Raw genomic sequence first — 25,343 nt, forward strand, 5'->3', positions numbered from 1 at the left:
CCATCGATCGCTAAATGGATCTTGGTGGTATTGCCTGCACGGCTTTTCCCGATAGCCTGCGATTCTTGACTCGCTGCTCCCGCACTATGTTGATGCGCTTTAACATAACTGCCATCCATAAATCTCCATTCCCAATCCGGATCAACAGCCAATGCTTTGAAAATATTGAGCCATTTCCTGCTCAATGACCAGGCATTGAATCTTTTATAGATAGAATTCCAGCAGCCGAACACCCTGGGCAGATCGCGCCACGGACAGCCAACCCGCATTCGATACAGTATTCCTTCTACCGTCATGCGCAGATTGCGCTTGTTATAAATCGATTCTTGAAGCAGAATCTTCTCCAGCTTCGACCAGTACTCATCATTGAGCATCATTCGGGGCATCTCAAACTCGTTTTGTTGGTGATGTAGGAACCCCAATATTACGAGTTTGTTTCTATCTATGAAATACTTATCTTAAAACGTCAACAGACCCTAAGACTTCACCTAAATCAGTGCTGTCAAATTGTTTTCGGCTGATATTGGGAAACACTATCCCATATGTCCAAGGGAAAAGTAGCTGACCCTGCATCCGACCACTGCTGAAAACAAGTTGAGGATCCCTTTGAAGTATATCGGTTACTGCATGAGCATATTGGCGAGCTTGTTCAAGTGGATTGGATTTATGTTTCACGCCATTGAGGGTAAGCAATGCAACATTCACTTTGTTAATGGATTGGATGGTAGCCAAATTCCAGTCCTTGACTTCCAGAATCAGCAAACCACGCTTAGGATGCAGCACGATAAAATCCGGATATCTCAGCGATTGACCGACAGGTACATCATACCAACATAAATAATCATCCTCCAGTTTTGCTTCTAGGCGTTGAGCGAAACGTCTTTCACCGGCAGTCATACGGGAAACGCAGGTTGAGTAACTAGGAATTAATGTGGTCATTTTTTATTTAAGGAAATCACAGATAGCTTGTTAGCGTCCAAGGAGGTTTAATTGATGAATGAAAATTATTTTCTTAACTACCAATAATTGAATATTACTGTCCAAGTATTAATGAACGGCTTCTTTCGCTGTTCATTCATAATGATGATATTCTAAAATAGAAATTCCAATCTTGAAGATTTTCAGGTTAAATCTCTTGCAAAAGGAGTTAATTATGACCATTACGCTTAATCATACGATTGTGCCGTGCTTTGATAAGCAAGCGTCCGCAGAGCTTTATTGCCGACTATTTGGTTTTGAATATTTGGGTAAATTTTCTCACTTTATCGTAGTGCGGGTGAACGATACGCTATCTCTGGATTTTGATAGCAGGGAAAAATTTGAACCGCACCATTATGCATTTAAAGTTTCCGAGCAGGAATTTGACGAAATCTTTGCGCGCTTGCAGGCAGAGAAGCTTAAATATGGCAGTGGCCCTGCTGAGGCAGAGAATATGATGATCAATCATAATTATGGAGGGCGCGGAGTTTATTTTCGTGATCCGAATGGACATCTGCTGGAGCTGCTTACGACAGATTATGAAATGCCTCCACAATAATCTACATTCATCCAAGATCATCGCGACAGCTCAAGAGTGAGCAAGCGCAGGTAGCGCCCTGGGTGTTTTCTCCTGTATCTGCCTCGCTCTATCCAGTTTTTTTCAAATTTGCATAAGATTTAATTCGGTGCCATAACCAACATTTTTGTGTTACCAAGAATTTTTAAATGATTAACATGTTGCGTGTCATCTATGATCGCTGGCAGAAGGCCGGAATGGTGGTAGCGTTTGTTGTGCCCTACAAAAGGCAAGTTGCTTTCAGCCTGGCGGCGCTGTTGTTTACGGCCACGATCATGCTTTCCATTGGTCAGGGCATCCGTTTGCTGATCGATCGTGGCCTGGCTACCCAATCGGTTGAGTTGCTGACGCAGTATATGCTTATTTTCATATTGCTGATTATCGCGTTGGCTATAGGCACCTTTACTCGCTTTTACTGGGTGACCTGGCTGGGTGAGCGTGTGGTGGCGGATATCCGCTGCAAGGTATTCGATCATTTAATCAATCTGCACCCTGGTTTTTTTGAAAATAACCGCAGTCTCGAAATTCAATCGCGCTTGACTGCAGATATGGCCTTACTGCAAACCGTCGTTGGTTCATCTGTTTCAGTTGCTTTGCGTAATCTGGTGATGCTGCTGGGAGGGGCTATCTGGTTATTTATAACCAATGCCAAGTTGACAGTACTGGTGTTGGTCAGCGTGCCATTGGTGGTGGCGCCTATTTTAGTGTTTGGGCGCAGAGTGCGGCGTCTGTCCCGTCAGAGCCAGGACCGGATTGCAGCAGTGGGTGCTTATATCGGCGAGATTTTGGGACAGATAAAAACGGTGCAAGCTTATAACCATCAGGAGATTGATAAGATTAACTTTCATGGACATGTGGAGGATGCTTTTGCAATAGCCAAGCAACGAACTATTCAACGCGCTTTGTTAATCACCGTAGTGATCATTCTGGTGTTTGGCGCAGTAGGTCTGGTTCTTTGGGTTGGGGGTATGGATGTGATTGCAGGGCAGATTAGCGGAGGTGAATTGGCAGCATTTGTTTTTTACAGTGTTATCGTAGGTTCTGCGGTGGGTTCGATTTCGGAAGTTTTGGGAGAACTGCAACGTGCTGCGGGTGCCGCTGAGCGTACTGTAGAGTTATTATCTGCCCCAAGCCAGATCGTATCGCCTGCTCATCCCAAATCCTTGCTGAATGTGTCCGGTCATATCGAAATAGAGCAATTGTGCTTTGCTTATCCCTTGCGCCCTGATGTGCTTGCCCTCAATAAATTGTCATTGACTATTAAAGCAGGCGAGATGCTGGCGCTAGTCGGGCCATCAGGTGCCGGAAAATCCACCTTGTTTGATTTGCTATTACGTTTTTATGATCCGCAATCCGGTTACATAAAGCTGGAAGGGATCGATATCCGGCAGTTGGAAATTACCGCCTTACGAGCTTGTTTTGCATTAGTGTCACAAAACCCGATCTTATTTTATGGCACCATCAGTGATAATCTTCGTTATGCCCGGCAGGATGCAACGGATGCAGAAGTAGAAATGGCTGCCAAGGCAGCCTACGCACATGAGTTTATCGTTAACCTGCCGCAAGGTTATCAAACGCATCTGGGTGACGCAGGTTTAGGATTATCAGGCGGGCAGAAACAGCGAATTGCGATTGCTCGCGCCATTTTGGCTAATGCAGCGATTTTGTTGTTGGATGAAGCCACCAGTGCATTGGATGCAGAAAGTGAATATTGGGTGCAGCAAGCGCTATCTCAGTTGATGGCACACCGTACTACGATAGCGATTGCGCATCGCTTGAGTACGGTCAAATCAGCGGATAGGATCGCAGTGCTTAATCATGGACGTTTAGAAGCGTTAGGTACGCACGCAGAATTAATGGCAACCAGCGAGCTTTATGCACGATTGGCAGCGCTGCAGTTTGAGGCTCAATGAATGAATAAGGCGGGATGGCACAGTAAGCTGGAGTTTGTTTATCTACCGTCGTTGCTAATCTTTGCTGAGCTGGAACTACAAGCTTCGCAGGTAGGATCTTTTTTTAAGTTGATGGTTCGCCATTTCATTGTCAGCCCATCAAGTAAAAGTAAACGTCCGTTGAGTGTTTCGCCAATGCCCAGCAGGACTTTGATCGTTTCAGCTGCTTGAGTACAGCCGATGATCCCGGCTAAAGGTGCAAATACCCCCATCACAGCGCAATTGGGATCATTATCTTCGCCAGAAAGGGGGAAAAGACAATGGTAGCAGGGATTATCGGCAGAACGCAGATCAAATACAGAGACCTGTCCATCAAAGCGCACAACGGCCCCTGAGATCAGAGGTTTTTTTTGAATAATACAAGCCTGATTGATGGCATGACGAGTGGCAAAATTATCGCTGGCATCGACTACTGCATCAGCGGAAGAAAGCAGATGCACCAGCATTTCTTCTGTTACCTGCTCTTGCAAAGTCATAATTTCGACTTCTGGATTGATATGATGAAGCGTTCTTCGAGCAGAAATTGTTTTAGGTTCACCAATCGCGTCGGTATTGTGGATGATTTGCCTTTGCAAATTAGTTAAGTCGACATTATCTTTGTCACAAATAACGATTTTCCCGATACCACTAGCAGCAAGGTAAAGCGCAGCGGGGGAACCCAGTCCCCCTGCCCCAACGATCAGTATGCATGATTGCGTTAGCTTTTCTTGCCCCCTTACATCAATTTGGGGCAGTAAAATATGGCGGCTATAACGCAATAGCTGACTGTCATCCACAATCCTCCCGCCTCACTTTTCAGCTATTGCATTGCTAAGGAATCAGCTGCTTTTTTTCGCTGTTTTTGTAGATTTTCTTTTTGCATCGGTATCAACTTCTTTCAGATGCTTAATGGCTTTGGTGAGCAGCAAATCATCATTAGAACCAAACTCTAGAGGAGTCTTTTTCTTGGAGCTAGATTTTTTGCTTTTGGGCTTATCATCCGATTCATTAGCTTTTTGTGAGTCTACAGCATCAATTTTTAAGATTTCATCCACTTTGTTACTACGCAGATGCCGGCTAAGATCTGATTCACGCAGTTGCCGGGAGGCGTCATCCGTTTCATCGATAATATCCGGTGTGATGCCTTTGGCCTGAATGGACTGACCATTAGGTGTGTAGTAACGGGCTGTAGTCAATTTGATAGCAGTATTGTTGCCAAGGGGAAGAATAGTTTGCACTGAGCCTTTGCCAAATGTTTGGGTGCCCATGACGATGGAGCGCTTGTGATCTTGTAGCGCACCTGCAACAATTTCAGAGGCGGAAGCTGAGCCCCCGTTTACTAATGTAACCATGGGTACTGTTTTAATTTCCGAGGGTAATCCTGCTATAAAATCTTTACCTGGTCCACGCAGATAATATTCAGGACTAGCCATGAGCCGCATTTTTGCATCACTTGTACGCCCCTCTGTATAGACAATGAGTGCATTAGCTGGAAGAAACGCTGCTGACACTGCTACAGCACTGTTGAGTAATCCGCCGGGGTCGTTTCTTAAATCAAGTACCAGCCCTTTCATTGGAATTTTGCTTTCCTTAAACAACTTTTCAATTGCCTGGGCCAAATTTTCACCTGTATGCTCCTGGAACTGCGTGACGCGTAAATAGCCATAGCCAGGTTCAATTAATTTTGCTTTGACACTTTCGATTTTGATAATAGCACGCATCAATGTGAATTCCAGCGGCTCACTTTCGCCTTCCCGAGCGATAGTGAGCATAATCGAAGTGTCAGGTTTACCTCGCATGCGCTTGATGGCCTCATTAAGGGTCATCCCTTTTACTGCAGTATCATCCAGTTTGATAATCAAATCCCCTGTTTTGATACCAGCCCGAAATGCTGGCGTGTCCTCAATAGGTGAAATGACTTTAACCAAACCATCTTCCATAGTAACTTGGATACCGAGTCCACCAAATTCACCTTGTGTGCCGATTTGCAATTCTTTATATTCTTCGCTATCCAAATAGGCAGAGTGTGGATCCAAACCAACCAGCATGCCGTTGATGGCTTCAGTAATAAGTTTCTTATCATCAACAGGTTCGACATAGTCGCTTTTAATGCGACCAAACACCTGGGTAAAGGCTCGTAACTCTTCGATTGGGAGAGGAGGCAATTCCGCTTTGAGTGCTTTATCAGCAACAGCGGAAAAGTTGAGACTGATCATCACTCCAGCAGCAACTCCAAAGAGGATTAAACTGAGTTTTTTAATAAAATTATGCATCACGTATTCTCCGCGCCTATCAACTTTACTATTTTTACCATAAATTTCATTCTATTATCATCCAAGTCAATGGATCAAATGGTTTACCCTGGTGTCGCAATTCAAAGTATAAACCTGATTCACGGTGGCCACCGCTGTTTCCTACTGTAGCTATCGTATCGCCACTTCGAACTCGATCGCCAACACGTTTGTAGATGGCTTCATTGTAGCCATAAAGACTCATATAATTGTTGCCATGATCTAAAATCATAAGGTTCCCAAATCCACGCAACCAATCGGCAAATACAACTTGTCCGCTTGCTATTGCTTTTACTTCCTTACCATTTTGGGAGCGAATAAATAATCCTTTCCATTTAATTCCTCCCTCCTGCCGTGGACTGTCAAAACGATTGACAAGTTCCCCTCGTACCGGTAATCGTAGTTGGCCTTTGAGTGATTCAAATGAACGCCCGCTTGCGGTAGAATCCGGAAGCAAATTATTATGAAGTGATGGTTGAGAAGATTTATTTGTAGCAGGGGGGGTAGATTTTTGAGGTGTAGGTTTTTTTTGACTAAGCAGTTTATTGATTTCTTTTACTAGCTTAGACAGCCGCTGCTCATCGCTTTTAAGTTTGTTAATTTCTCGCTGTTGCTGGCTAATTTCTTCAGAAAGATTTGCAAGAATTTCTTCGCGCTTCATCTTTTCTTGTTCAAGTTGTTGCTTTTTTTTAATTTGCTCAGATTGAATTTTTACAATTTCTTCTCTTTTTGTGTGACTCTCGCGAGTTAATATATCTAATTGTTCAAGCTGGGCGCGTAAGGTATTAATATTTTCGGAGCGTGCTCGCTTGAGGTATCCATAATAATGAAGATTGCGAGCTATTTGATTGGGATCTTGCTGTTTGAGCAGTAATTGCATGTAATCTTGCTGTCCATTTATGTATTGATAGTAAAGCATCTTACCAAGCTGCTCTTGCTGCATTTTAATTTCACTTTGAATTTGTTTAGATTGCTCCAATAATTGATCAAGACTAATATTAGCGGCGCTCAATTGTTGAGCAAGCGTGACTAATATTCTATTAGTTTTGCTAATAGTGCGTTCTGATTCGCGTAAGGCATCTGCTGCTTCAGTTTTAGATGTTTCTTTGCTTGCCAGATCTTTTTGTAAAGCTTTAATGCGATTTTGTAACTGTTTTAAGTCTTTACTGGCTGGGGGATTGGCATAAAGCTGACCTGCACATATGAGAGCTAAAAAAAACGTTATGATTTTGCGCAGTGTATCATTTCCATTGGAATACATGATTTATTTCAGATATATCATGCACAAGGTTTATGGGCGCGTCATTTTCCGGATAGGTTAGATTAAGCATTCGCTTTGGCCTGGTTTGCTACATCTGACATGGCTTTTTCAATTTCAGATAAGTTGCCGAGATAGTAATTACGCAAGGGTTTTAAATTATCGTCGAGCTCATAAACCAGAGGAATACCAGTAGGTATGTTATAGTTAAGAATATCCTGATCTGAAATATTATCAAGATATTTAATGAGTGCGCGCAAGGAATTGCCATGCGCTACGATAATTGCCTGTTGTCCTGCGCTGACTTGTGGCGCAATCGTTTGAATCCAATAAGGTAAAAATCTAGTGACTGTATCTTTGAGGCTCTCAGTCAGAGGAATATCCTGCTTGGACATATTGCTATAGCGAACATCAAAACCCGGGTAGCGCTTATCATCAATTGTAAGGGTTGGAGGTTGAATATCATAACCGCGTCGCCATAGTAAGACTTGTTTTTCGCCATAATGAGCAGCTGTTTCCGCTTTGTTCAATCCTTGTAATGCGCCGTAATGCCGCTCATTCAGTCGCCAGCTAAGATTAATTGGAACCCACATCTGATCCATTTGGTCGAGCGTGATCCAAAGTGTGCGAATGGCACGCTTTAGCACTGAGGTATAAGCAACATCAAAGGTAAATCCACTCTCTCGTAAAAGCTGACCAGCAGATTTGGCTTCTTCCTGTCCTGTTGGTGTTAAATCTACATCTGTCCAGCCAGTAAAACGATTTTCCTTATTCCAAATGCTTTCTCCATGCCGCAGGAGAACGAGTTTTTTCATGTTGACCTTCAAAAGAAGAAGCTAATAGTTGATAAAAGCGGAGTGAGTTTATAAAAACGGTTGAGACTCTAGAATTTTATTATATTTTGACAAAGAACGCAGCATATTGCAGTGATCTTCGTTGTTTTTTTGTTGCCTAGCTATAAAAAGTGCATTTCTGCTTAAGCAGCGATCTATTTAGTTAAGTTTTAATAAAATGTGGAAGCTAAAATTGTGTAAGACACGCTGTGGGTTATCTGTTTCTTCATGATAACTTATGACGCTATTTTGTTATTATTGTCTCTCTCTTGTTTTCTAGAGATGGAGATTCATGAATACTTTGCTAAAATAAAAGGTTAATAAAAACTCAAAGAACTGGAACGGGTATTTACTTATATGGAATCAACTTTTTTACAGGAAAATATTTTTTTCATTGTTGCTGCTGTTATGAGTGGTGGAATGTTGTTATGGCCAATGCTTTCACGGAATTCTGCTAAAGAAATAGATGTTCAGAAAGCAATCAGGTTTATTAATTACGAAAATGCAGTAATACTCGATGTGAGGGATGATCGTGAATATGCTGAAGGTCATCCTCCAAATTCTAAGCATATTTCTGTCGAGAGCATAAAGGAGCGCTGGCATGAACTGGAGAAGTTCAAGGATAAACCTATTGTTGTGATATTCCAACCTGGCTTACGTGCAGGTCATGCTGGTGCAGTTTTACGTAAAAATGGTTTCAAAAAAGTTTACAATCTTAACGGTGGTATTGATACATGGCGCCGAGAAAATCTTCCAATAGTAAAAGATCGCTAAATAGGTAAAAAAGAATATGGCAAAAGTGATCATGTATGTATCGGGTTTTTGTCCTTATTGTACGATGGCGGAGAAGTTGTTGCGATCCAGAGGTGTGGAGGAAATAGATAAAATCAGAGTTGATTTGCACCCCAATCAACGTACTGAAATGATCAAAAAAACTGGGCGGCGTACCGTACCTCAAATCTATATTGGAGAGACCCATATAGGGGGGTATGATGATCTTGCGCGGCTTGATCAGCAAGGTGGAGTCATAAAGCTGTTATCAACCTGATTTTTAGTGATGTTCTGTCGCTTAATAATCTTTATTATCAATTATTCTAATTGGAATTTAACATGAGTGAGCAACAGCCTGTATTTACTATTGAGAAAATTTATGTCAAGGATCTTTCTCTTGAAATACCAAATGCACCGCATATTTTTCTTGATCGGGAAGTGCCTGAAATTAACATGCAGTTAAGTACACAAGGCGGATGTATCGAGGGGGATATATATGAAGTTATGCTGACAATTACTGTTACTTCACGGATTAAGGAAAAAACTGTATTTCTGATTGAAGCTCACCAGGCTGGAATCTTTCGGATACGTAACGTGCCTGGAAATGATATTGATCCTGTGCTGGGGATCGTATGTCCAAATATTTTATTTCCTTATTTGCGTGAAACTGTATCGGATACTGTGGTGCGCGCAGGATTCCCTCCAGTCATCCTTAATCCAGTTAATTTTGAAGTCATTTATCATCAGAAAAAGCAGCAGACTGAATCAAAAACTGAGAAAGCTCAACAATCACCTGAAACAGAAAGCGTCCATTAATAGGGGGTTCACTTGCTACAAAGAAGAGACTTAATCGAAAGTTTCTTTCTGTTTTTCTCGCTTTTTTTTTCGTGTTGGGGTGTGGCTGCAGAAACAGAATTTTTTTCTGTCTCAGAGAATGCAGTCATAATGTATGACGCCCCTTCGCTGAATGCTGAAAAATTATATGTAGTCAGCATTCATTTGCCATTAAAAGTGATAGCGAAAGTTGAGGGATGGGTAAAAGTAAGTGATAGTAGCGATGCAGTTGCGTGGATAGAGAGAAAATATTTAAGTGATAAGCGTTTTATTATTGTGACCGTTCCATTAGCCAATGTATATCAATCACCAGATGTTCATTCACTCCTACTTTTTCAGGTTCAAAAAAATGTGGTCATAGAATGGTTAAACTCCGACGTTGCCGGCTGGGTTAAAGTACGCCATCGTGATGGCCAGAGCGGTTATATTAGATCTAATCAGGTCTGGGGTTCATGAAAATTGCCATATTGGGAGCAGGTGCTTGGGGTACAGCACTGGCCATCAATTTTTCTGCAAATCATCAAGTCACATTGTGGACAAGAGATCAGAATCAATTGACTGAACTTGTGGCGCTACGAGTTAATCAACGCTATCTTCCTGATTTATTTTTGCCTGATTCTTTGAAATTAACCTCAGAACTGGATCTTGCTGTCAAAAATGCTGAGTTTGTTTTGATTGCTGTTCCTGTCGCCGGATTGCGTGAGTTATTGCAAAAAATTAGCGCAATAGATAAAACACTACCAATCATTCTTGGGTGTAAAGGGTTTGAGACGCAATCATCATTGCTACCCCATCAAATAGTGCAGGAGGTCTATTCTAAGACAGCGCCCTGTGGAATTTTATCAGGTCCAAGCTTCGCACAAGAAGTAGCGCAGGGATTACCTACCGCACTAACTTTGGCATCAGATGACAGTAAGTTTTTTAGGTATATTATTAAGGCAATCCACACCGCTTGCTTACGTATTTATTCAAGTAACGATGTGATTGGTGTAGAAACGGGTGGCGCAATAAAAAATGTTATTGCGATAGCTACTGGTATTTCTGATGGATTAAAACTAGGCAATAATGCACGAGCTGCATTGATAACACGTGGTTTGGCAGAAATTACACGTCTGGGCGTGGCATTGGGTGGCTGCAGAGAAACATTTATGGGGTTAGCTGGAATTGGTGATCTGATTTTAACTTGTACAGGCGATATGTCGCGTAACCGCCGAGTAGGAATGATGCTAGCGGCTGGTCAATTGCTACCTGATATTTTGCAAAGAATTGGACATGTAGCAGAAGGAGTGCATACTGCACGAGAGGCGGAGCGAATGAGTCGGTATTTTAAGATTGAGATGCCCGTGACACAAGGGGTATGTAATATTATTTATGATGAAGTGCCTGCTGAAATAGTAGTTAAGAAAATCCTCGAGCGTGAGCCGAAAACCGAGTTTGATTGATAGCGCTGATGATATTCCTATCAAGCGTTGAGTAAAATTTAAATTCTGGCGGAATTATCGTTATTTTTAAATGTGATTTTACTGGTTTTAGCTCCTCTGGGTCTTCTGTAGTGTCTTTAAAAAAATAATCTCTCTATTTTTGGATAAAGTATCCAAAAAAAGAAATTTTAAGGCAATAACTTGACCAGGCGCAGATGGCTTGATATAAGGGCATCTGCAGGATTTTCTGTTTGTGATTTAAGTATCAATAACCCAATAACGCAAAAAGGGGAATTAAATGAACAAATCTGATCTTATCGATGCCATTGCAGATTCTGCTGGAATTTCTAAAGCATGTGCAGGAGATGCATTGAATGGCGCGTTATCAGCGATTAAAGATGCGCTTAAAAAGAATGAAAGCGTCACCTTGGTTGGTTTTGGAACCTTTAGAGTAGGAAAAAGAGCAGCACGTGCTGGTCGCAATCCCCGTACTGGAGAAGTCATAGAAATCAAAGAAGTCAAAGTGCCCAAATTCACTGCTGGTAAAGCGCTCAAAGATGCGGTAAACTAATCGCTTCCTTACGCAAGGTGGGGTGCTTAGCTCAGCTGGTAGAGCGTCGCCCTTACAAGGCGAATGTCGGCGGTTCGATCCCGTCAGCACCCACCAATCAGCGAGCAAGAATTAGATTATTTTATGTTAGGAGTGGTAGTTCAGTTGGTTAGAATACCGGCCTGTCACGCCGGGGGTCGCGGGTTCGAGTCCCGTCCACTCCGCCAACTCATTATTAAGGGCGAGCATTAAATAGCAATAGCGTATTAATGCAGCCTTTCTTCTCATTTTTTATTTCACTGGATTTTAACTGTGTTTGATTTTGTTCATCGAAAAAAGACGATTGTTCAGGTTATCCTGTTGTTAGCGATTTTGCCGTTTATGTTTTGGGGCGTGCAGTCATATCGTACGGATAGTCAAGAGAGCTATGTCGCAGTTGTTGAAAGTGAAGAGATTCCGCGAAAAGAATTTGAACAAGCCCTTAGGAATCAACATGAGAGCATGCGTAATATGTTAGGGGATAAATTTGACAGCACTCTGCTTGATAATCCTCAGATGCGCTTGGCAGTTTTAGAAAGTCTGATTCAGAAAAAATTACTAAAGCGCGAAGCGGTTAATGTCGGATTAACCGTTTTGGATTCACAATTAGCACGCGAGATTCAGAATATTTCAGCTTTCCACGAGGATCAAAAATTTTCATATCAGCGTTACCAGGAGCTTTTGCGTCGCCAGGAAATGAGTCCAGCACTGTTTGAGTCACGGATGGTAGCTGAGATTATGCAGCAGCAATTACTGGAAGCGGTTAGCAAAAGTGCCATAATTCCAGATACTGTAACACGGAATGTGGCTTACTTAAGCGAAGTGAAGCGTGAAATAAATCAAGTTAAAATTGAGCCGCAACATTTTATATCGCAGATTAACCCGGATGAAGCGGCAATACAGTCTTACTATGATAATCATCAAACAGATTTTCTTCTGCCCGAGCGTGTGCGCATTGAATATTTGGTGTTGTCTTTAGAAGAATTGGCTCAGGATGAAGAAGTTGCGGCAGATGAAATCAAAAAATATTTTGATGAACATCAAAGCGAGTTCGGTCAAGAAGAACAGCGACAAGCCAGTCATATTTTGATTGCTGCTCCTGCAACAGCTTCTGACGATGAAAAGGCTGCAGCACGTGAGAAAGCGGAGAATTTGCTGGCGCAATTAAAAGCTGAACCAGAGAAATTTGCTGAACTGGCGAGCGAGCATTCGGAAGATCAAGGCTCAGCAAAAGTAGGAGGGGATTTAGGGTTCTTAGGACGGGGCTTATTAGTCAAGGATTTTGAAGATGAGCTCTTTCAAATGCAGCCCAATGAAATTCGTGGTCCCGTTGAAACGACTTTTGGTTTTCATATCATTAAACTTTCTGAAATAAAACCGGCACAAACAGCGTCTTTGGAAGAGGTAAGAGACGAGATTGAGCAAACTCTGAAACGTCAGAAGGCTGCAAGCCATTTTGGTGAAATTGCAGAAGATTTCAGTAATATAGTGTACGAGCAAAGTGATAGTTTGCAACCAGCCGCGGAAAGATTTGGTTTATCAATAAAGCAAAGTGAGTGGATCGATAAAAAATCGAAGGAGCCCGCCATCGTTACTAACGAAAAACTGCTGCAGGCAATTTTTTCAGATGATGCTATTAACGAGAAACGCAATACAGAAGCGATAGAAGTCATGCCTGATACTTTTGTTTCTGCCAGGGTATTGGAGCACAAATCAGCTGCCATTCAATCATTAGATGTGGTCAGAGATGACGTCATTGATCGTGTTAAGAAACAGCTCGCCGCTGAACTGGCTGAGCAAGAAGGCAGGACCAAGCTGGCTCAATTACAGGCTGGCGAAGACGTTTCAGTTGCATGGGGCGATACTAAAGAGATATCCTATATGCAACCCCAAGGATTGGAGGTAGAGACTTTGCGTGCTATTTCCCAGACAGAAAATGATAAATTACCCACTTATACAGGGGTAACAGGATCAGATGGAAGTTTTAGCCTGATCCGTATCAATCGGATTATTGAGCCGGCTTCTTTGGATAAAGACCAATACCAAGTTTTTAGTAATCAGCTAAAACAAATGATTGTTCAGGAAGAGTTATCATCGTATCAGCTTGGCCTCAGGCAGCGATACGATGTAAAAATCCGCGAAGAAAGCTATTAATAATTTAAATGGTTATTATTCATCAAGATCAAAAGCAATTGTATTGAAACCGGCATCAACATAAGTAATTTCGCCTGTAATGCCACTGGCTAAGTCACTACAAAGGAAAGCAGCAGCATTGCCAACTTCCTCAGTGGTCACATTTCTTCGTAATGGCGCAACTTTCTCAGCATATCCAAGCAGTTTGCCAAAATTGCTTATGCCGGCCGCAGCGAGTGTTTTAATTGGTCCGGCCGAGATCGCATTTACGCGTATCCCTTTCTTGCCTAGGCTGGAAGCCATGAAACGTACATTTGCCTCCAGACTGGCTTTAGCGAGACCCATTACATTGTAACTTGGCATGACGCGAACAGCACCTAGATAACTGAGCGTCAAAAGTGTAGCATTTCTTCCCTCCATCAATGGCAAGCCAGCTTTTGCTAATGCTGCAAAGCTATAAGAGCTGACTTCATGGGCAATATTAAATGCCTCGCGATTAACGCTTTCAAGATAATCACCTGCTAATGCTTCGCGTGGCGCAAATGCGATAGAATGTACAATACCATCCAACCCATCCCACTCTTTGCTCAAATCTGTAAAGCATTGGTTAATTTCTTCATCATTTCTGACATCGCAACGAAACAATAAATGGCTGTCAAAATCACTAATCAGTTTTGCAACGCGATCCCTTATATCTTCTCCTTGGAAAGTAAAGGCTAGTTGTGCGCCTTCACGCTTCATGGCTTTGGCTATACCATAAGCAATAGATCGATTACTGAGTAGCCCGGTGATGAGGATACGTTTATTGTCTAGAAAACCCATAATATGTCCTTCTACTGGTTGAATCTGAAATTATAACCTAAGGATTATAATAAAGAGGAGTAGTGCAAAAACAATGAAGTTACTGCAAGATATTGATTGGTGATTCTCTTTCTCTTCATCTTATTCTCCACACTAAAAGAGTATGAAATATAAGCTAAATAATATGGATACATTAACCCATCTTTATAATATATTTATGCTGAATTCAATTCCATTTACAGCGAGATAATTTGAATGTTTGTCTCATTCCAGCTCTTGGTTTTTTTAAAAGAATTCCTCAGGATGAGCCCACTTATTGTTTTGATTTTGTTTCTGACAGCCTGCAACGGGGCTATATGGAATAACCCCTATCCAAGCAATGATTCAGGTAAAAATATTCTTTACAATGCATTTGCTGAGCGCCCTAAACATCTTGACCCCGTTCAATCATATAGTTCTAATGAAATATTATTTACTGCTCAGATATATCAGCCTCCTTTGCAGTACCATTATTTGAAACGTCCCTATACGCTTATCCCACAGACAGTGGACAGAATGCCGATCGTGCAATATTTTGACGAAGACGGGAATCTTTTGTCAGCTGATAGTGAGAGTACCAATGTTGCATATTCCGTGTATGAGCTTTCTCTTAAGCAAGATATTTTTTATCAACCTCATCCAGCATTTGCTAAGGATGATCAGGGAGAATTTCTCTATCATGATCTGACACGAGAGGATTTGCAAAAAGTTTCCAAGCTTGCTGATTTTACTCAAAAAAATACAAGGAAATTATTATCGGAAGATTATATTTATCAAATCAAGCGGCTGGCACATCCAAAATTGCATTCACCTATATTTGGTCTAATGGCAAATTATATCGTTGGCCTGAGGGAATATGCCGATACATTGGGGAAGGAGGCTGGTGCTGCTCCTAACAATGTGTACCTTGATTTACGCAATTTTCCATTAGCAGGCGTTGAGAGGGTGGATGACTATACTTTTCGTATTAAAATAAAAGGTAAATATCCTCAATTCATGTATTGGTTGGCAATGCCATTTTTTTCACCCATTCCTTGGGAGGCTGATCGCTTTTACGCCCAAGCAGGGCTCACAAAAAAAAATGTTACCCTAGATTGGTATCCCATAGGGACTGGACCTTATATGCTTACAGAGAATGATCCTAATCGAATCATGGTTCTGGAAAGAAATCCAAATTTTAAAGGGGAGTTTTATCCTTCTGAGGGTATGCCTGATGATATGGAAAAGGGATTACTGAAAGATGCCAGTAAACCGCTTCCATTTATAGACAAGATTATATTTAGTCGTGAGAAGGAGAGTATTCCGCGTTGGAACAAATTTCTGCAGGGATATTATGATGCTTCAGGAATCGGTTCTGATAGTTTTGATCAAGCTGTACAAGTGACTGGGCAAGGCGAGGCAACAGTTACTGAAGCAATGAAAGCACAAGGAATACGATTGGAGACAGCTGTGGCGCCTTCTACTTATTATATCGGATTCAATATGCTTGATCCGATTGTGGGAGGTCGTACTGAACAAGAAAAGGAGTCTGCCCGTAAATTACGGCAAGCAATTTCAATTGCAGTGGATTATGAAGAATATATCTCGATATTTGCCAATGGTCGAGGTATTCCTGCGCAGAGTCCTATTCCACCTGGAATTACGGGCTATCGAGAAGGCAAGGAGGGGATTAATCCGATTGTCTATAAATGGCAAGATGGAAAGGCGCACCGCAGATCTATTGAAGAAGCAAACAGGTTGTTGGCGGAAGCTGGCTACCCTAATGGAATAGATAATAAGAGTGGCACGCCACTTGTATTGTATTTTGATGTGACAGCGCGTAGTGCCGATGACAAATCGCTGCTTGACTGGATGCGCAAGCAGTTCAGAAAAATCAATATCCAGCTAGTCGTTCGCAGCACTGACTATAATCGTTTTCAGGATAAAATACGAAAGGGTAACTCCCAAATTTTTGAGTGGGGTTGGAATGCAGATTACGCTGATCCAGAAAACTTTCTGTTTTTACTGTATGGTCCTCAGCGTAAGGTGGGCAGTAATAGCGGAAATAATGCTGCTAATTATGATAATGCCGAGTATAACCGGTTGTTCGAGCGGATGGAAAAGATGGAGGATAGTCCAAAGCGAGAGCAAATCATCGCTCGCATGGTTGAGATCTTGCGCGAGGATGCGCCCTGGTTGTGGGGGTATCACCCGAAAGATTATGCCCTGTATCATTCCTGGTACAACAATGTGAAACCCAATAAATTGTCTTATAACAACATTAAATATTCGCGTATTGATTCTGTTTTACGGGAGCAAAAGCGGCGCGAATGGAATGAGCCAGTGATATGGCCAGTTGGGGTAGGCGTAACTGTGCTGCTCTTATCCCTTATTCCTGGAATAATTGCCTATCGCCGCAGACAACGAGCTGTCGGGCTCAGGAAAGCAGCTGCATAAACTGGAAAAATTCTTAAGTTGCTATGCTTAATTACATTCTTAGACGCATTCTCTATGCAATCCCGATTTTAGTGGGGGTTAATCTCATCACTTTCACCTTGTTTTTTGTAATTAATACGCCTGATGATATGGCACGGATGCATCTAGGGGTCAAGCATGTGACGGATGAGGCAATCATAAAGTGGAAACTAGAACACGGTTATGATAAACCTTTGCTGTATAACCCCGAGGCTGAGGGTCTTGCAAAATTGACTAGCACCATATTCTTTGAAAAATCAATCGCAATGTTTGTATTTGATTTTGGTCATGCTGATGATGGGCGCGTTATTGGGCATGAAATCAAATCACGGATGTTGCCGAGTCTGGCTATTGCGCTTCCAATATTTTTATTGGGGTTGCTAGCTCATATTACTTTTGCGCTGATTATGGTTTTTTTTCGCATGACTTATATAGATTTCTGGGGTGTCGTAATGTGTGTGGCGCTCATGTCGATTTCAAGTTTGTTTTATATTATTGGCGGCCAATTTCTTGTGAGTAAGTTGTGGCATTTAGTGCCTATTTCTGGCTATGGTAGTGGACTGGATGTAGGGAGGTTTTTGCTATTACCCATTATCATCGGGGTAATAAGTAGTGCTGGAGCGAATATACGGTGGTATCGCACAATTTTTCTGGAAGAAATGAATAAGGAGTATGTTCGGACCGCACGCGCCAAAGGTTTGCCAGAAACAATTGTATTATTTAGGCATGTACTCAAAAATGCTCTGATTCCAATTCTTACAGGTGCAGTGGTAATCATCCCATTATTGTTTCTTGGTAGTCTGATTACTGAGTCGTTTTTTGGTATACCAGGCTTGGGAAGCTATACTATCGAGGCAATCAATTCTCAGGATTTTGCCGTGGTTCGTGCCATGGTGTTTCTAGGTTCTTTGCTCTATATCGTAGGTCTGATCTTGACTGATATATCCTATACTCTGGTAGATCCAAGGATCAGGCTGGAATGATGCAGAATGAATTTATGTTTATGTCTACATTTTTTGCGATATTATTTGCCTAATAATCAATGGGTATAGGATCAAGACTGCGCCATAGATACCAGGTAGCTACCGAACGCCAAGGCCGCCAGTTTGTAGCAATGGTTTGTAATCTATTTTTCTCTATTGGTTGATTGCCATTATAGTGAATGCTTACGGCTCGTTGCAATCCAATGTCGGCTAAGGGAAGGACATCTGGTCGCTGCATGTAAAAGATCAGAAACATTTCTGCAGTCCAGCGACCAATACCCTTTATCTGGATGAGGTGAGCAATCAGAGCCTCATCATTCATTTTCTGCCAAACTATTTCGTCGTATCCATCCTTTAAGAATCGCTCCGATAAATCTTGCAGATAACTTATTTTTCTGGAAGATAGACCGCATGCTCGTATTATGGCGGTATCGATGCTATACAGATTTTCAGGTGTAATGTTATTAGAGAAAGCGGTAGCTAGTTTTTGCCATACGCTTGTTGCAGCTTTGACTGAAATTTGCTGGCCAATTATAGCGCGAACCAGCGTAGTAAAAGCATCCCCACGCGAATAGAGTGCGGAATCGTTAAATTGGCTTACGAGTCGTCGCATGACGGGATCTCGTTTTGCTAAATCATCCCTCGCTTGTTCCCAAAATGCAGGAGCATTACGTTGTTTTTCTTTAAGTAAAACCATCTTTCGCCATCTATATTTTGTAACTAAAAACCATTTGCTAATTACTTAATTGGAAATTTATTTTACATGATAAGCACTCGATATTTATCGGCAATTTATTCTCAAAATTAAAGTAATTTTGTTTATTTTTAAGGCCTTGCTTGTTCCTTTTAAGTCTTTGTCACAAAAGTAAAAAGTCCATATTTTTCTACTTGACTACCCTCATTTTTTTGATTAGAGTGGCAAAAGGTGGTAGAAAGTGGGGAAGAGTGGGGAATATTTAGAATAAAGCTTGAGCTTCCAATAAAAAATAAAGGAGCGGCATGTTTCGCGGTATTACACAACTTTGCTTGGATAGTAAGGGCAGGTTTGCGGTGCCTGCGAAGTACCGAGAAGAATTATTATCCAGCTGTGCCGGAAATTTAGTGATTACTGCTGATCCTTCAAGATGCTTGCTGATTTACCCCCAGCCTTCCTGGGAACCCATAGAAAAAAAACTGAATAGTCTCTCTAGCTTCAATCCACAAAGTCGTAGCTTGCAACGTCTTATTGTAGGTAACGCATGTGATGTTGAAATGGACGGTGCAGGGCGGATACTGGTAGTGACGCCCTTACGTCAGTTTGCCAGTTTAGTCAAAGATATAGTATTAGTTGGTCAAGGTGAGAAATTCGAGTTGTGGGATGCTGAAAAGTGGAATCAAGAAATTGAGGCAGCGCTTGTATATAAAGATGGGAATATGCCCCCCGAGCTGGAAGGGTTCTCATTGTAATGCTGGGGTATTGCTGTGCATTTACCCGTTCTGCTAAATGAAGCTATCGATGCGTTAGCAATCAAAACAGATGGAGTTTATGTAGATGGCACATTTGGGTATGGTGGACATAGTCGTTTGATTTTATCCAAATTGGGTAAAAAAGGACGATTGATTGCATTTGATAAAGATTTGGCTGCGATCAAAGCGGCAAAAATGATTGATGATAAGCGATTCAGTATAAGGCACTGCAGTTACGTCAAGATACAAAATGAATTGCTCGCATTAAAAGTGGAGCGCGTAGACGGCGTGCTGCTAGATCTCGGAGTGTCTTCGTCTCAGCTGGACGAAAGTGCACGTGGATTTAGCTTTCGCTTAGAAGGACCGCTTGACATGCGGATGGATACTAGCTGTGGAGAAACAGCGGCAGAGTGGCTTAATTCTGTTACGGAGTCACAATTAGAAGAGGTAATTAGAAACTATGGTGAGGAACGGAATGCTAAGCAGATTGCAAGAGCAATTGTTATGGCACGAGTACGGCATCCTATTTCTACCACGATTCAACTTGCCGAGATTGTAGCAGCGGTGGCGCGCGCGCGTGGGTATCAGCGGGAAAGTAAGCACCATCCAGCGACACGCACTTTTCAGGCGATACGCATATACCTTAATCAAGAACTTGAAGAATTGTTGTTAACTTTGCCGCAATGTGTGGATTTATTAAACCTTGGTGGGCGATTGGTTGTCATCAGTTTTCATTCGCTTGAGGATCGCATAGTAAAACGTTTTATGCGCACAGAAGCGAGCTCAGACAGGCTGCCGCATAAACTTCCTTTGCGTGATAGAGAAGTAAAAGAGTTGAGTAAACAGCGGTTGCGATTGGTAGGCAAGGTACAGCGGCCGGGTGCACGGGAAGTAGCGGTTAATCCACGCGCAAGAAGCGCGATCATGCGTGTGGCAGAAAGAATCATAATTAATGAGTAATTATATGATTAAATTGAATATTTATCTGGCTGTGATTCTTATTATTTGTGGACTAGGCATTGTTACCTCGCAGCATGAGGCACGTAAACTTTTTATATTGTTAGAGAAAGAACAGGAGTTGGCTGATCAATTGGCAATAGAATGGAATCAACTACTACTTGAGCAGAGGACATGGGCGATGCATGGGCATGTTGAAAAAATTGCCAGAGGGAAGCTTGACATGGTTGTACCAGCACCTCTAAGTATTCGGATTATTTTGCCTGACCATGTCTCAAACCGGCCCTATAAGGAGTTTCCTTGATCATGAGACGCGATCCTGCATCGTCTTTGGCTTTACCTCTATGGCGTTCACGATTGCTGATAATGCTATTGCTGTTGGGGTTGGCTGTACTGGCAGGGCGCGCTATTTATTTGCAAGGACTGAATAAGGATTTTCTCCAACAGCAAGGGCAATCACGCTATAGCCGTATCGTGGAATTGAATGCGCAACGGGGAAAAATAACAGACCGGCATGGTGAGATACTGGCGATCAGTGCCCCAGTAAAATCTGTTTGGGCAGATCCGCAAAAAGTAAACGCAACACCCGAGCAATTACAGGCATTAGCTCAATTGCTCGAAATGGATGTAACAGACCTACGCAAGCGAGTTCTTGATCAGGATAAGAGATTTATTTATCTAAGAAGACAATTATCACCGGAAATGGCATCTGGTGTGGCTAATTTAAAAATAGCCGGTGTGTATCTTAAACGGGAATTTTACCGATATTACCCAACAGGGGATGTGGCTGCCCACATTGTTGGTTTTGCTGACATAGATGGAAAGGGACAAGAAGGTGTAGAACTAGGATGGGAAGATATTCTTACGGGTGAGCATGGTAGCCGTCGCGTAATTAAGGATCGTATCGGGCGTGTCATAGAGAGTGTCGAGAAAATTCGCTCGCCCAAACCTGGCCAAAACTTGATGTTATCGATTGATAGTAAAATACAATATCTTGCTCATCGAGAATTAAAGCGAGCAGTTAAGGCTAATCAGGCTAAGGCGGGTAGTGTTATTGTGCTGGATGTACAGACAGGAGAAGTGCTGGGATTAGCCAATTATCCCTCCTATAACCCTAACCAGCGATCAACTATACGACCTGGAATAACACGTAATCGGGCTTTAGTTGATGTTTTCGAACCGGGCTCGACACTCAAGCCATTTGCTGTCGCTGTCGCGATGGAGATAGGCAAGATTAATCCCAATACGCTGTTTCATACCTCTCCGGGTATGCTGAAAGTAGGAAACGCTACGATACGGGATGTCCGTAATAAAGGAACAATTTCTGTATCTCAAGTTATTCAAGAATCGAGTAATGTGGGGGCAGCAAAAATTGCTCTGATGTTACCCTCTAAAACATTGTGGGAAATGCTGAGTCGTTCTGGTTTTGGTATGCCAACGGGAGCAAGCTTTCCGGGAGAAGAAAACGGTAGATTGCGTCCTTACCATAAGTGGCGACCCATCGAACAGGCTACGATGTCCTATGGCCATGGAATATCAGTCAATTTAATGCAATTAGCACGTGCGTATACTCTCTTTGCTGCAGGAGGAGAGCTCAAACCTGTATCGTTATTGAAACGGGATATCCCACCTGTTGGTCAGCAAGTGATTTCACGTGAAACGGCACTGGCCATGAGCAGGATGCTCGAGACAGTAGTGCAGCCCGGCGGTACTGGCTTGCAAGCTAAAGTCAACGGTTATCGAGTTGCTGGCAAAACTGGAACAGCGCATAAGCCATTGGAAGGTATGAAAGGTTATGCAAAAAACCGATATATTTCTACATTTGTTGGTTATGCGCCAGTATCCAATCCTCGTCTGGTTGTTGCAGTCATGATTGATGAACCTTCGGCGGGACAATATTACGGAGGAGCTGTGGCAGCTCCTCTATTCAGTCAAGTGATGTCGGGTGCGTTGCGACAATTACGTGTTCCACATGATGCGCTTGGCAATATTGTAACTTCTCCTTTACCTGTTAAGTTGGAGAATGAAGGATGACACCAGGAGCAATACGGAAATCGGATGCAAATTTTGCAATCAGGCTTCTCGATCAACTTGGAGTGCCAGTGAAGCGCTTGACTGCAGACAGCCGTAAGTTGATACCAGGCGATACCTTTCTTGCTTATGCCGGTGAGAGATATGATGCACGCAAAGATATTCCTCATGCTATTGCAGTAGGCGCCAATGCTGTGATTTGGGAGAAGAATCAATTTACATGGAATCACCTTTGGAAAATACCGAATTGTGCTGTATCAGGATTGCAAGCCAAGGCTGGTGTGATTGCCAGTCATGTGTATGGATATCCCTCGCGTGAATTAGGGCTTGTAGGCATTACTGGCACTAATGGTAAAACTTCATGTAGTCACTGGTATGCTCAGGCAATGACAGCATTAGGGAAAAAAATCGCGGTTATTGGTACGCTAGGGAATGGATTCTTAGACTCACTAAACGAATCGGTCAATACAACACCAGATGCAGTGTCACTCCAGGCGGAATTTGCAAAGATTTTGCAAAATGGAGCAGAAGGTGTGGTAATGGAGGTTTCATCTCATGGTCTGGTGCAGGGCCGGGTTAATGGCGCTGAATTTGCCGTGGCGGTGTTGACTAATTTATCACGTGATCATCTTGATTATCATGGCAATATGGATGCCTATGCTGCCGCTAAAGCAAAATTATTTTTCTGGCCAACACTTAAGTGCGTGGTTTTAAACCTAGATGATGTGTTGGGAATGGAGTTGTCTCACCAGCTTGTACACAAGAATATGCAAGTTATTGGATATGGATTCAATCAACCGGACAATATGGGGAGATATTCACAAAACTTGAGGATACTGCGAGGAAAAAACCTTAAAGTAGATATCGATGGGTTGGAGTTTGATGTTGAATTTGAAGGACAGCGAAAAAGTTTGAAAGCTAATGTCACGAGCACATTTAATGCCTCGAATTTGCTGGCTGTCTTGGCTACTATGCTTGCGAATGGGGTCGATTTTCACAAGGCATCTAATGCATTATCACAGGTTAAACCGATTGCAGGAAGAATGGAGAAATTTGGTGGAGGCGAGCAACCTGTGGTAATCATTGATTATGCCCATACTCCGGATGCTTTGGAGAAGGTGTTAAGGGGATTGAGAGAAACGATTTATAACAGTCAAGCAAGAAATAAATTTAGCTTAAGAAAGCCGAGATTGATCTGTGTATTTGGTTGCGGGGGTGATCGGGATCGAGGAAAACGTCCCTTAGCTGGTGAAATAACTACAAAGCTTGCCGACGAAGTCATCATTACTAGTGATAATCCACGTAGCGAAGATCCTCGTGGCATTATAAACCAAATAATAACGGGTATTTCGCGTCACAATTACTCAATTGAAGAAGACCGTACATCAGCGATTTATCAGGCTATACACAATGCGCGAAAAGGTGATGTAGTGCTGATTGCTGGTAAAGGATCTGAAGCGTATCAGGAAATTAATGGACAAAAAAATCCATTTGATGATCGTGAAATTGCGCAACAAGTACTAGATGATCTAGCTAACCTGAAAATGCAGGCGCAGAGATGATGTCAGTACAAGAAGCTGCGCACGCCCTATCCGCACAGTGGAGGGGTGAGAATGTTTTATTTACAGGTGTGAGCACAGATAGTCGAACTATCAAGCATGGTGAGCTATTTGTAGCATTATCCGGCGAACGATTCGATGGTCATCAATTTATTGCCAGCGCAAGAGATCAAGGAGCAGTCGCTGCCTTAGTAGAGAGAAAGATTGATATTGGACAATCTCTACCAGGATTTGGTTGGTTACAAGTTTCTGACACCCGATTAAGTCTAGGGCAATTATCAAATTATTGGCGCACGCGCTTTTCATTGCCACTCGTGGCGGTTACTGGAAGCAATGGTAAGACAACGGTTAAGGAAATGATTGCCTCCATTTTTTGTAAAGCAGTGATGGCTAATGTCGAAGAAAACGATTTGGCTTCAGACAGAGTGCTGGCAACTATTGGTAATCTTAACAATGATATTGGTGTACCACAAATGTTGTTAAGGCTGCGCGAGCAGCATGCTTATGCCGTAATCGAGATGGGTATGAATCACGCTGGGGAGATCGCTTATTTAACCCGTTTGACTCATCCAACTGTAGCCGTTATTACGAATGCCGGTGCAGCTCATATTGAAGGACTTGGTACGGTAGAAGCAGTGGCGCGGGCCAAAGGCGAAATCTTTGAGGGTTTGAGTGATAAGGGGGTGGCCATCATCAATGCAGATGATAATCATGCTTCATTATGGCGCAGCCTGGTAAAAAGTAGGCATATCATTGATTTCAGTTTGAATAGCCCTGCACAAGTAACAGCTTGTTACCAATCTGATTCTTCCGAAAATAGATGGATGCTTAAACTTCCTGAAGGGAGCGAGGAGATACGATTACAAGTGCCAGGTCAGCATAATATCTACAATGCTCTGGCAGCTGCAGCAACAGCGGTTGCTGTTGGCATTGATAAACAAACGATTGCAGCAGGATTACAAGCATTTCGTGGCATACAAGGGCGTCTGCAAAAAAAACTTGGCTTACATAAAGCAATCTTGATTGATGACACCTATAACGCTAATCCGGAGTCAATGAGAGCGGCACTTGCGGTGCTCGCTAATGAATCTGGAAAAAAAGTGCTGGTGCTTGGTGATATGGGAGAATTAGGTCCGAATGCGGCGGATTTTCATTACCAGATTGGTATAGAAGCAAATCATTTCGGGATAGATCAGTTGCTTACTTTGGGCAGTTTAAGCAAACACGCTGCGGTTGGATTTGGTAGGGGTGCTCGCCACTTTTCAAGTATGGATGCTTTGCTAGTAGAAGCGGAAAAATTATTGGACAGCAACGTTAATATGCTGGTAAAAGGCTCGCGTTTTATGCAGATGGAGCGCGTGATAAGACGGTTAGAGGCTTGATGTTGTATCTTCCGTGACAAGAAATGAATGACAATAACCATTTAATGCAATGTAAGCAATTTGTATTGTTCGAAG

At 42.5% G+C, this 25,343-nt stretch carries 25 protein-coding genes and 2 tRNA genes; 19 read left to right on the forward strand and 8 right to left on the reverse strand.

Annotated features, from left to right (window positions below; all coding sequences use genetic code 11):
- Positions 1 to 386 (reverse strand): IS5 family transposase (locus BM122_RS13010; RefSeq protein ID WP_143083438.1); only part of this gene is annotated, 386 nt, incomplete at its 3' end.
- 67 nt (positions 387 to 453) lie between these two features.
- Entirely contained in the window at positions 454 to 897 is a 444-nt protein-coding gene (locus BM122_RS13015; protein ID WP_083398492.1) for a nuclease-related domain-containing protein, read from the reverse strand.
- A 256-nt stretch (positions 898 to 1,153) separates the two neighbouring features.
- Here BM122_RS13015 and BM122_RS13020 point away from each other — a divergent pair, with 256 nt between their 5' ends.
- Together BM122_RS13020 and BM122_RS13025 are read left to right on the forward strand one after the other, a co-directional pair.
- Positions 1,154 to 1,537 (forward strand): VOC family protein, encoded by a 384-nt coding sequence (locus BM122_RS13020; protein WP_074905951.1) that lies wholly within the window; start codon positions 1,154 to 1,156, stop codon positions 1,535 to 1,537.
- A 167-nt stretch (positions 1,538 to 1,704) separates the two neighbouring features.
- Positions 1,705 to 3,468: an ABC transporter transmembrane domain-containing protein gene (locus tag BM122_RS13025; RefSeq protein ID WP_074905952.1), complete on the forward strand. Its 1,764-nt coding sequence runs from the start codon at positions 1,705 to 1,707 to the stop codon at positions 3,466 to 3,468.
- A gap of 38 nt (positions 3,469 to 3,506) precedes the next feature.
- On the opposite strand, the gene BM122_RS13030 is transcribed toward BM122_RS13025, so the two are convergent.
- The 4 genes from BM122_RS13030 to gpmA all read right to left on the reverse strand — a co-directional run bounded on the left by BM122_RS13030 (position 3,507) and on the right by gpmA (position 7,850).
- Positions 3,507 to 4,283 (reverse strand): HesA/MoeB/ThiF family protein, encoded by a 777-nt coding sequence (locus BM122_RS13030; RefSeq protein ID WP_074905953.1) that lies wholly within the window; start codon positions 4,281 to 4,283, stop codon positions 3,507 to 3,509.
- 42 nt (positions 4,284 to 4,325) lie between these two features.
- The gene (locus tag BM122_RS13035) at positions 4,326 to 5,759 is read right to left on the reverse strand and encodes a S41 family peptidase (RefSeq protein ID WP_074905954.1); all 1,434 of its coding nucleotides are present in this window, start codon (positions 5,757 to 5,759) and stop codon (positions 4,326 to 4,328) included.
- A gap of 46 nt (positions 5,760 to 5,805) precedes the next feature.
- On the reverse strand, positions 5,806 to 7,038 hold the full coding sequence (locus BM122_RS13040; protein ID WP_074905955.1) for a murein hydrolase activator EnvC family protein: 1,233 nt from the start codon (positions 7,036 to 7,038) through the stop codon (positions 5,806 to 5,808).
- 62 nt (positions 7,039 to 7,100) lie between these two features.
- Positions 7,101 to 7,850 carry a 2,3-diphosphoglycerate-dependent phosphoglycerate mutase gene (gene gpmA, locus BM122_RS13045; protein ID WP_074905956.1) on the reverse strand — a complete coding sequence of 250 codons (750 nt, stop codon included), beginning with the start codon at positions 7,848 to 7,850 and terminating at the stop codon, positions 7,101 to 7,103.
- 375 nt (positions 7,851 to 8,225) lie between these two features.
- Here gpmA and BM122_RS13050 point away from each other — a divergent pair, with 375 nt between their 5' ends.
- From BM122_RS13050 to BM122_RS13090, 9 genes are all read left to right on the forward strand, one after another.
- Positions 8,226 to 8,642: a rhodanese-like domain-containing protein gene (locus BM122_RS13050; protein ID WP_074905957.1), complete on the forward strand. Its 417-nt coding sequence runs from the start codon at positions 8,226 to 8,228 to the stop codon at positions 8,640 to 8,642.
- 16 nt (positions 8,643 to 8,658) lie between these two features.
- Positions 8,659 to 8,916: a glutaredoxin 3 gene (grxC, locus tag BM122_RS13055; protein WP_074905958.1), complete on the forward strand. Its 258-nt coding sequence runs from the start codon at positions 8,659 to 8,661 to the stop codon at positions 8,914 to 8,916.
- A 62-nt stretch (positions 8,917 to 8,978) separates the two neighbouring features.
- Complete coding sequence (gene secB, locus BM122_RS13060) at positions 8,979 to 9,455, forward strand: protein-export chaperone SecB (protein ID WP_074905959.1); 477 nt, start codon at positions 8,979 to 8,981, stop codon at positions 9,453 to 9,455.
- A 12-nt stretch (positions 9,456 to 9,467) separates the two neighbouring features.
- On the forward strand, positions 9,468 to 9,929 hold the full coding sequence (locus BM122_RS13065; RefSeq protein WP_083398493.1) for an SH3 domain-containing protein: 462 nt from the start codon (positions 9,468 to 9,470) through the stop codon (positions 9,927 to 9,929).
- Positions 9,926 to 10,915 carry an NAD(P)H-dependent glycerol-3-phosphate dehydrogenase gene (locus BM122_RS13070; RefSeq protein ID WP_074905960.1) on the forward strand — a complete coding sequence of 330 codons (990 nt, stop codon included), beginning with the start codon at positions 9,926 to 9,928 and terminating at the stop codon, positions 10,913 to 10,915. Before BM122_RS13065 ends, BM122_RS13070 begins: the two co-directional genes overlap by 4 nt.
- A 277-nt stretch (positions 10,916 to 11,192) precedes the next feature.
- Positions 11,193 to 11,465, forward strand: coding sequence for an HU family DNA-binding protein (locus tag BM122_RS13075; protein ID WP_074905961.1), 273 nt, complete (start codon positions 11,193 to 11,195; stop codon positions 11,463 to 11,465).
- Positions 11,466 to 11,485: 20 nt separating this feature from the next.
- Positions 11,486 to 11,561: transfer RNA gene (locus BM122_RS13080), tRNA-Val, on the forward strand.
- Between the two features lie 33 nt (positions 11,562 to 11,594).
- Positions 11,595 to 11,671 (forward strand) — tRNA-Asp (locus BM122_RS13085).
- Between the two features lie 85 nt (positions 11,672 to 11,756).
- Positions 11,757 to 13,637 (forward strand): SurA N-terminal domain-containing protein, encoded by a 1,881-nt coding sequence (locus tag BM122_RS13090; RefSeq protein ID WP_074905962.1) that lies wholly within the window; start codon positions 11,757 to 11,759, stop codon positions 13,635 to 13,637.
- A gap of 15 nt (positions 13,638 to 13,652) precedes the next feature.
- Here BM122_RS13090 and BM122_RS13095 read toward each other — a convergent pair whose 3' ends face one another.
- Positions 13,653 to 14,438 carry an enoyl-ACP reductase FabI gene (locus tag BM122_RS13095; protein ID WP_074905963.1) on the reverse strand — a complete coding sequence of 262 codons (786 nt, stop codon included), beginning with the start codon at positions 14,436 to 14,438 and terminating at the stop codon, positions 13,653 to 13,655.
- A gap of 282 nt (positions 14,439 to 14,720) precedes the next feature.
- Between BM122_RS13095 and BM122_RS13100 the strand changes: the two genes are divergently transcribed.
- Both BM122_RS13100 and BM122_RS13105 read left to right on the forward strand, forming a co-directional pair.
- Positions 14,721 to 16,892, forward strand: a complete 2,172-nt coding sequence (locus BM122_RS13100) for an ABC transporter substrate-binding protein (protein WP_074905964.1) — start codon at positions 14,721 to 14,723, stop codon at positions 16,890 to 16,892.
- A 23-nt stretch (positions 16,893 to 16,915) separates the two neighbouring features.
- Positions 16,916 to 17,893, forward strand: coding sequence for an ABC transporter permease (locus BM122_RS13105; protein ID WP_074905965.1), 978 nt, complete (start codon positions 16,916 to 16,918; stop codon positions 17,891 to 17,893).
- Positions 17,894 to 17,942: 49 nt separating this feature from the next.
- On the opposite strand, the gene BM122_RS13110 is transcribed toward BM122_RS13105, so the two are convergent.
- A complete protein-coding gene (locus BM122_RS13110) occupies positions 17,943 to 18,590 on the reverse strand; it encodes a DNA-3-methyladenine glycosylase family protein (protein WP_074905966.1) in 648 nt (215 codons plus the stop codon).
- A 302-nt stretch (positions 18,591 to 18,892) separates the two neighbouring features.
- On the opposite strand from BM122_RS13110, the gene mraZ reads away from it, so the two are divergent.
- Genes mraZ through BM122_RS13140 form a run of 6 tightly spaced genes read left to right on the forward strand, consistent with a single transcriptional unit; the run spans position 18,893 to position 25,268 of the window.
- The gene (gene mraZ, locus BM122_RS13115) at positions 18,893 to 19,339 is read left to right on the forward strand and encodes a division/cell wall cluster transcriptional repressor MraZ (RefSeq protein WP_074905967.1); all 447 of its coding nucleotides are present in this window, start codon (positions 18,893 to 18,895) and stop codon (positions 19,337 to 19,339) included.
- Between the two features lie 15 nt (positions 19,340 to 19,354).
- A complete protein-coding gene (gene rsmH, locus BM122_RS13120) occupies positions 19,355 to 20,299 on the forward strand; it encodes a 16S rRNA (cytosine(1402)-N(4))-methyltransferase RsmH (protein WP_083398494.1) in 945 nt (314 codons plus the stop codon).
- Positions 20,300 to 20,303: 4 nt separating this feature from the next.
- A complete protein-coding gene (gene ftsL, locus BM122_RS13125) occupies positions 20,304 to 20,600 on the forward strand; it encodes a cell division protein FtsL (protein WP_074905969.1) in 297 nt (98 codons plus the stop codon).
- Between the two features lie 2 nt (positions 20,601 to 20,602).
- Positions 20,603 to 22,330, forward strand: coding sequence for a peptidoglycan D,D-transpeptidase FtsI family protein (locus tag BM122_RS13130; RefSeq protein ID WP_074905970.1), 1,728 nt, complete (start codon positions 20,603 to 20,605; stop codon positions 22,328 to 22,330).
- Positions 22,327 to 23,889 carry a UDP-N-acetylmuramoyl-L-alanyl-D-glutamate--2,6-diaminopimelate ligase gene (locus BM122_RS13135; protein WP_074905971.1) on the forward strand — a complete coding sequence of 521 codons (1,563 nt, stop codon included), beginning with the start codon at positions 22,327 to 22,329 and terminating at the stop codon, positions 23,887 to 23,889. The genes BM122_RS13130 and BM122_RS13135 overlap by 4 nt, the downstream gene beginning before the upstream one ends.
- Entirely contained in the window at positions 23,886 to 25,268 is a 1,383-nt protein-coding gene (locus BM122_RS13140) for a UDP-N-acetylmuramoyl-tripeptide--D-alanyl-D-alanine ligase (protein ID WP_074905972.1), read from the forward strand. Before BM122_RS13135 ends, BM122_RS13140 begins: the two co-directional genes overlap by 4 nt.
- Positions 25,269 to 25,343 lie beyond the last annotated feature (75 nt).

The sequence above is a fragment of the Nitrosomonas communis genome (assembly GCF_900114745.1).
Taxonomy (GTDB): Bacteria; Pseudomonadota; Gammaproteobacteria; order Burkholderiales; family Nitrosomonadaceae; genus Nitrosomonas; species Nitrosomonas communis_A.

What these genes read in the sequence shown, in the direction of transcription:
- BM122_RS13095 (WP_074905963.1), bottom strand. Translation starts at nt 14,438, where the DNA reads ATGGGTTTTCTAGACAATAAACGTATCCTCATCACCGGGCTACTCAGT.
- BM122_RS13110 (WP_074905966.1), bottom strand. Translation starts at nt 18,590, where the DNA reads ATGGTTTTACTTAAAGAAAAACAACGTAATGCTCCTGCATTTTGGGAA.
- BM122_RS13105 (WP_074905965.1), top strand. Translation starts at nt 16,916, where the DNA reads ATGCTTAATTACATTCTTAGACGCATTCTCTATGCAATCCCGATTTTA.
- BM122_RS13075 (WP_074905961.1), top strand. Translation starts at nt 11,193, where the DNA reads ATGAACAAATCTGATCTTATCGATGCCATTGCAGATTCTGCTGGAATT.
- BM122_RS13050 (WP_074905957.1), top strand. Translation starts at nt 8,226, where the DNA reads ATGGAATCAACTTTTTTACAGGAAAATATTTTTTTCATTGTTGCTGCT.
- BM122_RS13130 (WP_074905970.1), top strand. Translation starts at nt 20,603, where the DNA reads ATGAGACGCGATCCTGCATCGTCTTTGGCTTTACCTCTATGGCGTTCA.
- mraZ (WP_074905967.1), top strand. Translation starts at nt 18,893, where the DNA reads ATGTTTCGCGGTATTACACAACTTTGCTTGGATAGTAAGGGCAGGTTT.
- BM122_RS13140 (WP_074905972.1), top strand. Translation starts at nt 23,886, where the DNA reads ATGATGTCAGTACAAGAAGCTGCGCACGCCCTATCCGCACAGTGGAGG.
- BM122_RS13015 (WP_083398492.1), bottom strand. Translation starts at nt 897, where the DNA reads ATGACTGCCGGTGAAAGACGTTTCGCTCAACGCCTAGAAGCAAAACTG.
- grxC (WP_074905958.1), top strand. Translation starts at nt 8,659, where the DNA reads ATGGCAAAAGTGATCATGTATGTATCGGGTTTTTGTCCTTATTGTACG.
- BM122_RS13035 (WP_074905954.1), bottom strand. Translation starts at nt 5,759, where the DNA reads ATGCATAATTTTATTAAAAAACTCAGTTTAATCCTCTTTGGAGTTGCT.
- BM122_RS13025 (WP_074905952.1), top strand. Translation starts at nt 1,705, where the DNA reads ATGATTAACATGTTGCGTGTCATCTATGATCGCTGGCAGAAGGCCGGA.
- BM122_RS13100 (WP_074905964.1), top strand. Translation starts at nt 14,721, where the DNA reads ATGAGCCCACTTATTGTTTTGATTTTGTTTCTGACAGCCTGCAACGGG.
- ftsL (WP_074905969.1), top strand. Translation starts at nt 20,304, where the DNA reads ATGATTAAATTGAATATTTATCTGGCTGTGATTCTTATTATTTGTGGA.
- BM122_RS13040 (WP_074905955.1), bottom strand. Translation starts at nt 7,038, where the DNA reads ATGTATTCCAATGGAAATGATACACTGCGCAAAATCATAACGTTTTTT.
- secB (WP_074905959.1), top strand. Translation starts at nt 8,979, where the DNA reads ATGAGTGAGCAACAGCCTGTATTTACTATTGAGAAAATTTATGTCAAG.
- BM122_RS13020 (WP_074905951.1), top strand. Translation starts at nt 1,154, where the DNA reads ATGACCATTACGCTTAATCATACGATTGTGCCGTGCTTTGATAAGCAA.
- BM122_RS13135 (WP_074905971.1), top strand. Translation starts at nt 22,327, where the DNA reads ATGACACCAGGAGCAATACGGAAATCGGATGCAAATTTTGCAATCAGG.
- BM122_RS13070 (WP_074905960.1), top strand. Translation starts at nt 9,926, where the DNA reads ATGAAAATTGCCATATTGGGAGCAGGTGCTTGGGGTACAGCACTGGCC.
- gpmA (WP_074905956.1), bottom strand. Translation starts at nt 7,850, where the DNA reads ATGAAAAAACTCGTTCTCCTGCGGCATGGAGAAAGCATTTGGAATAAG.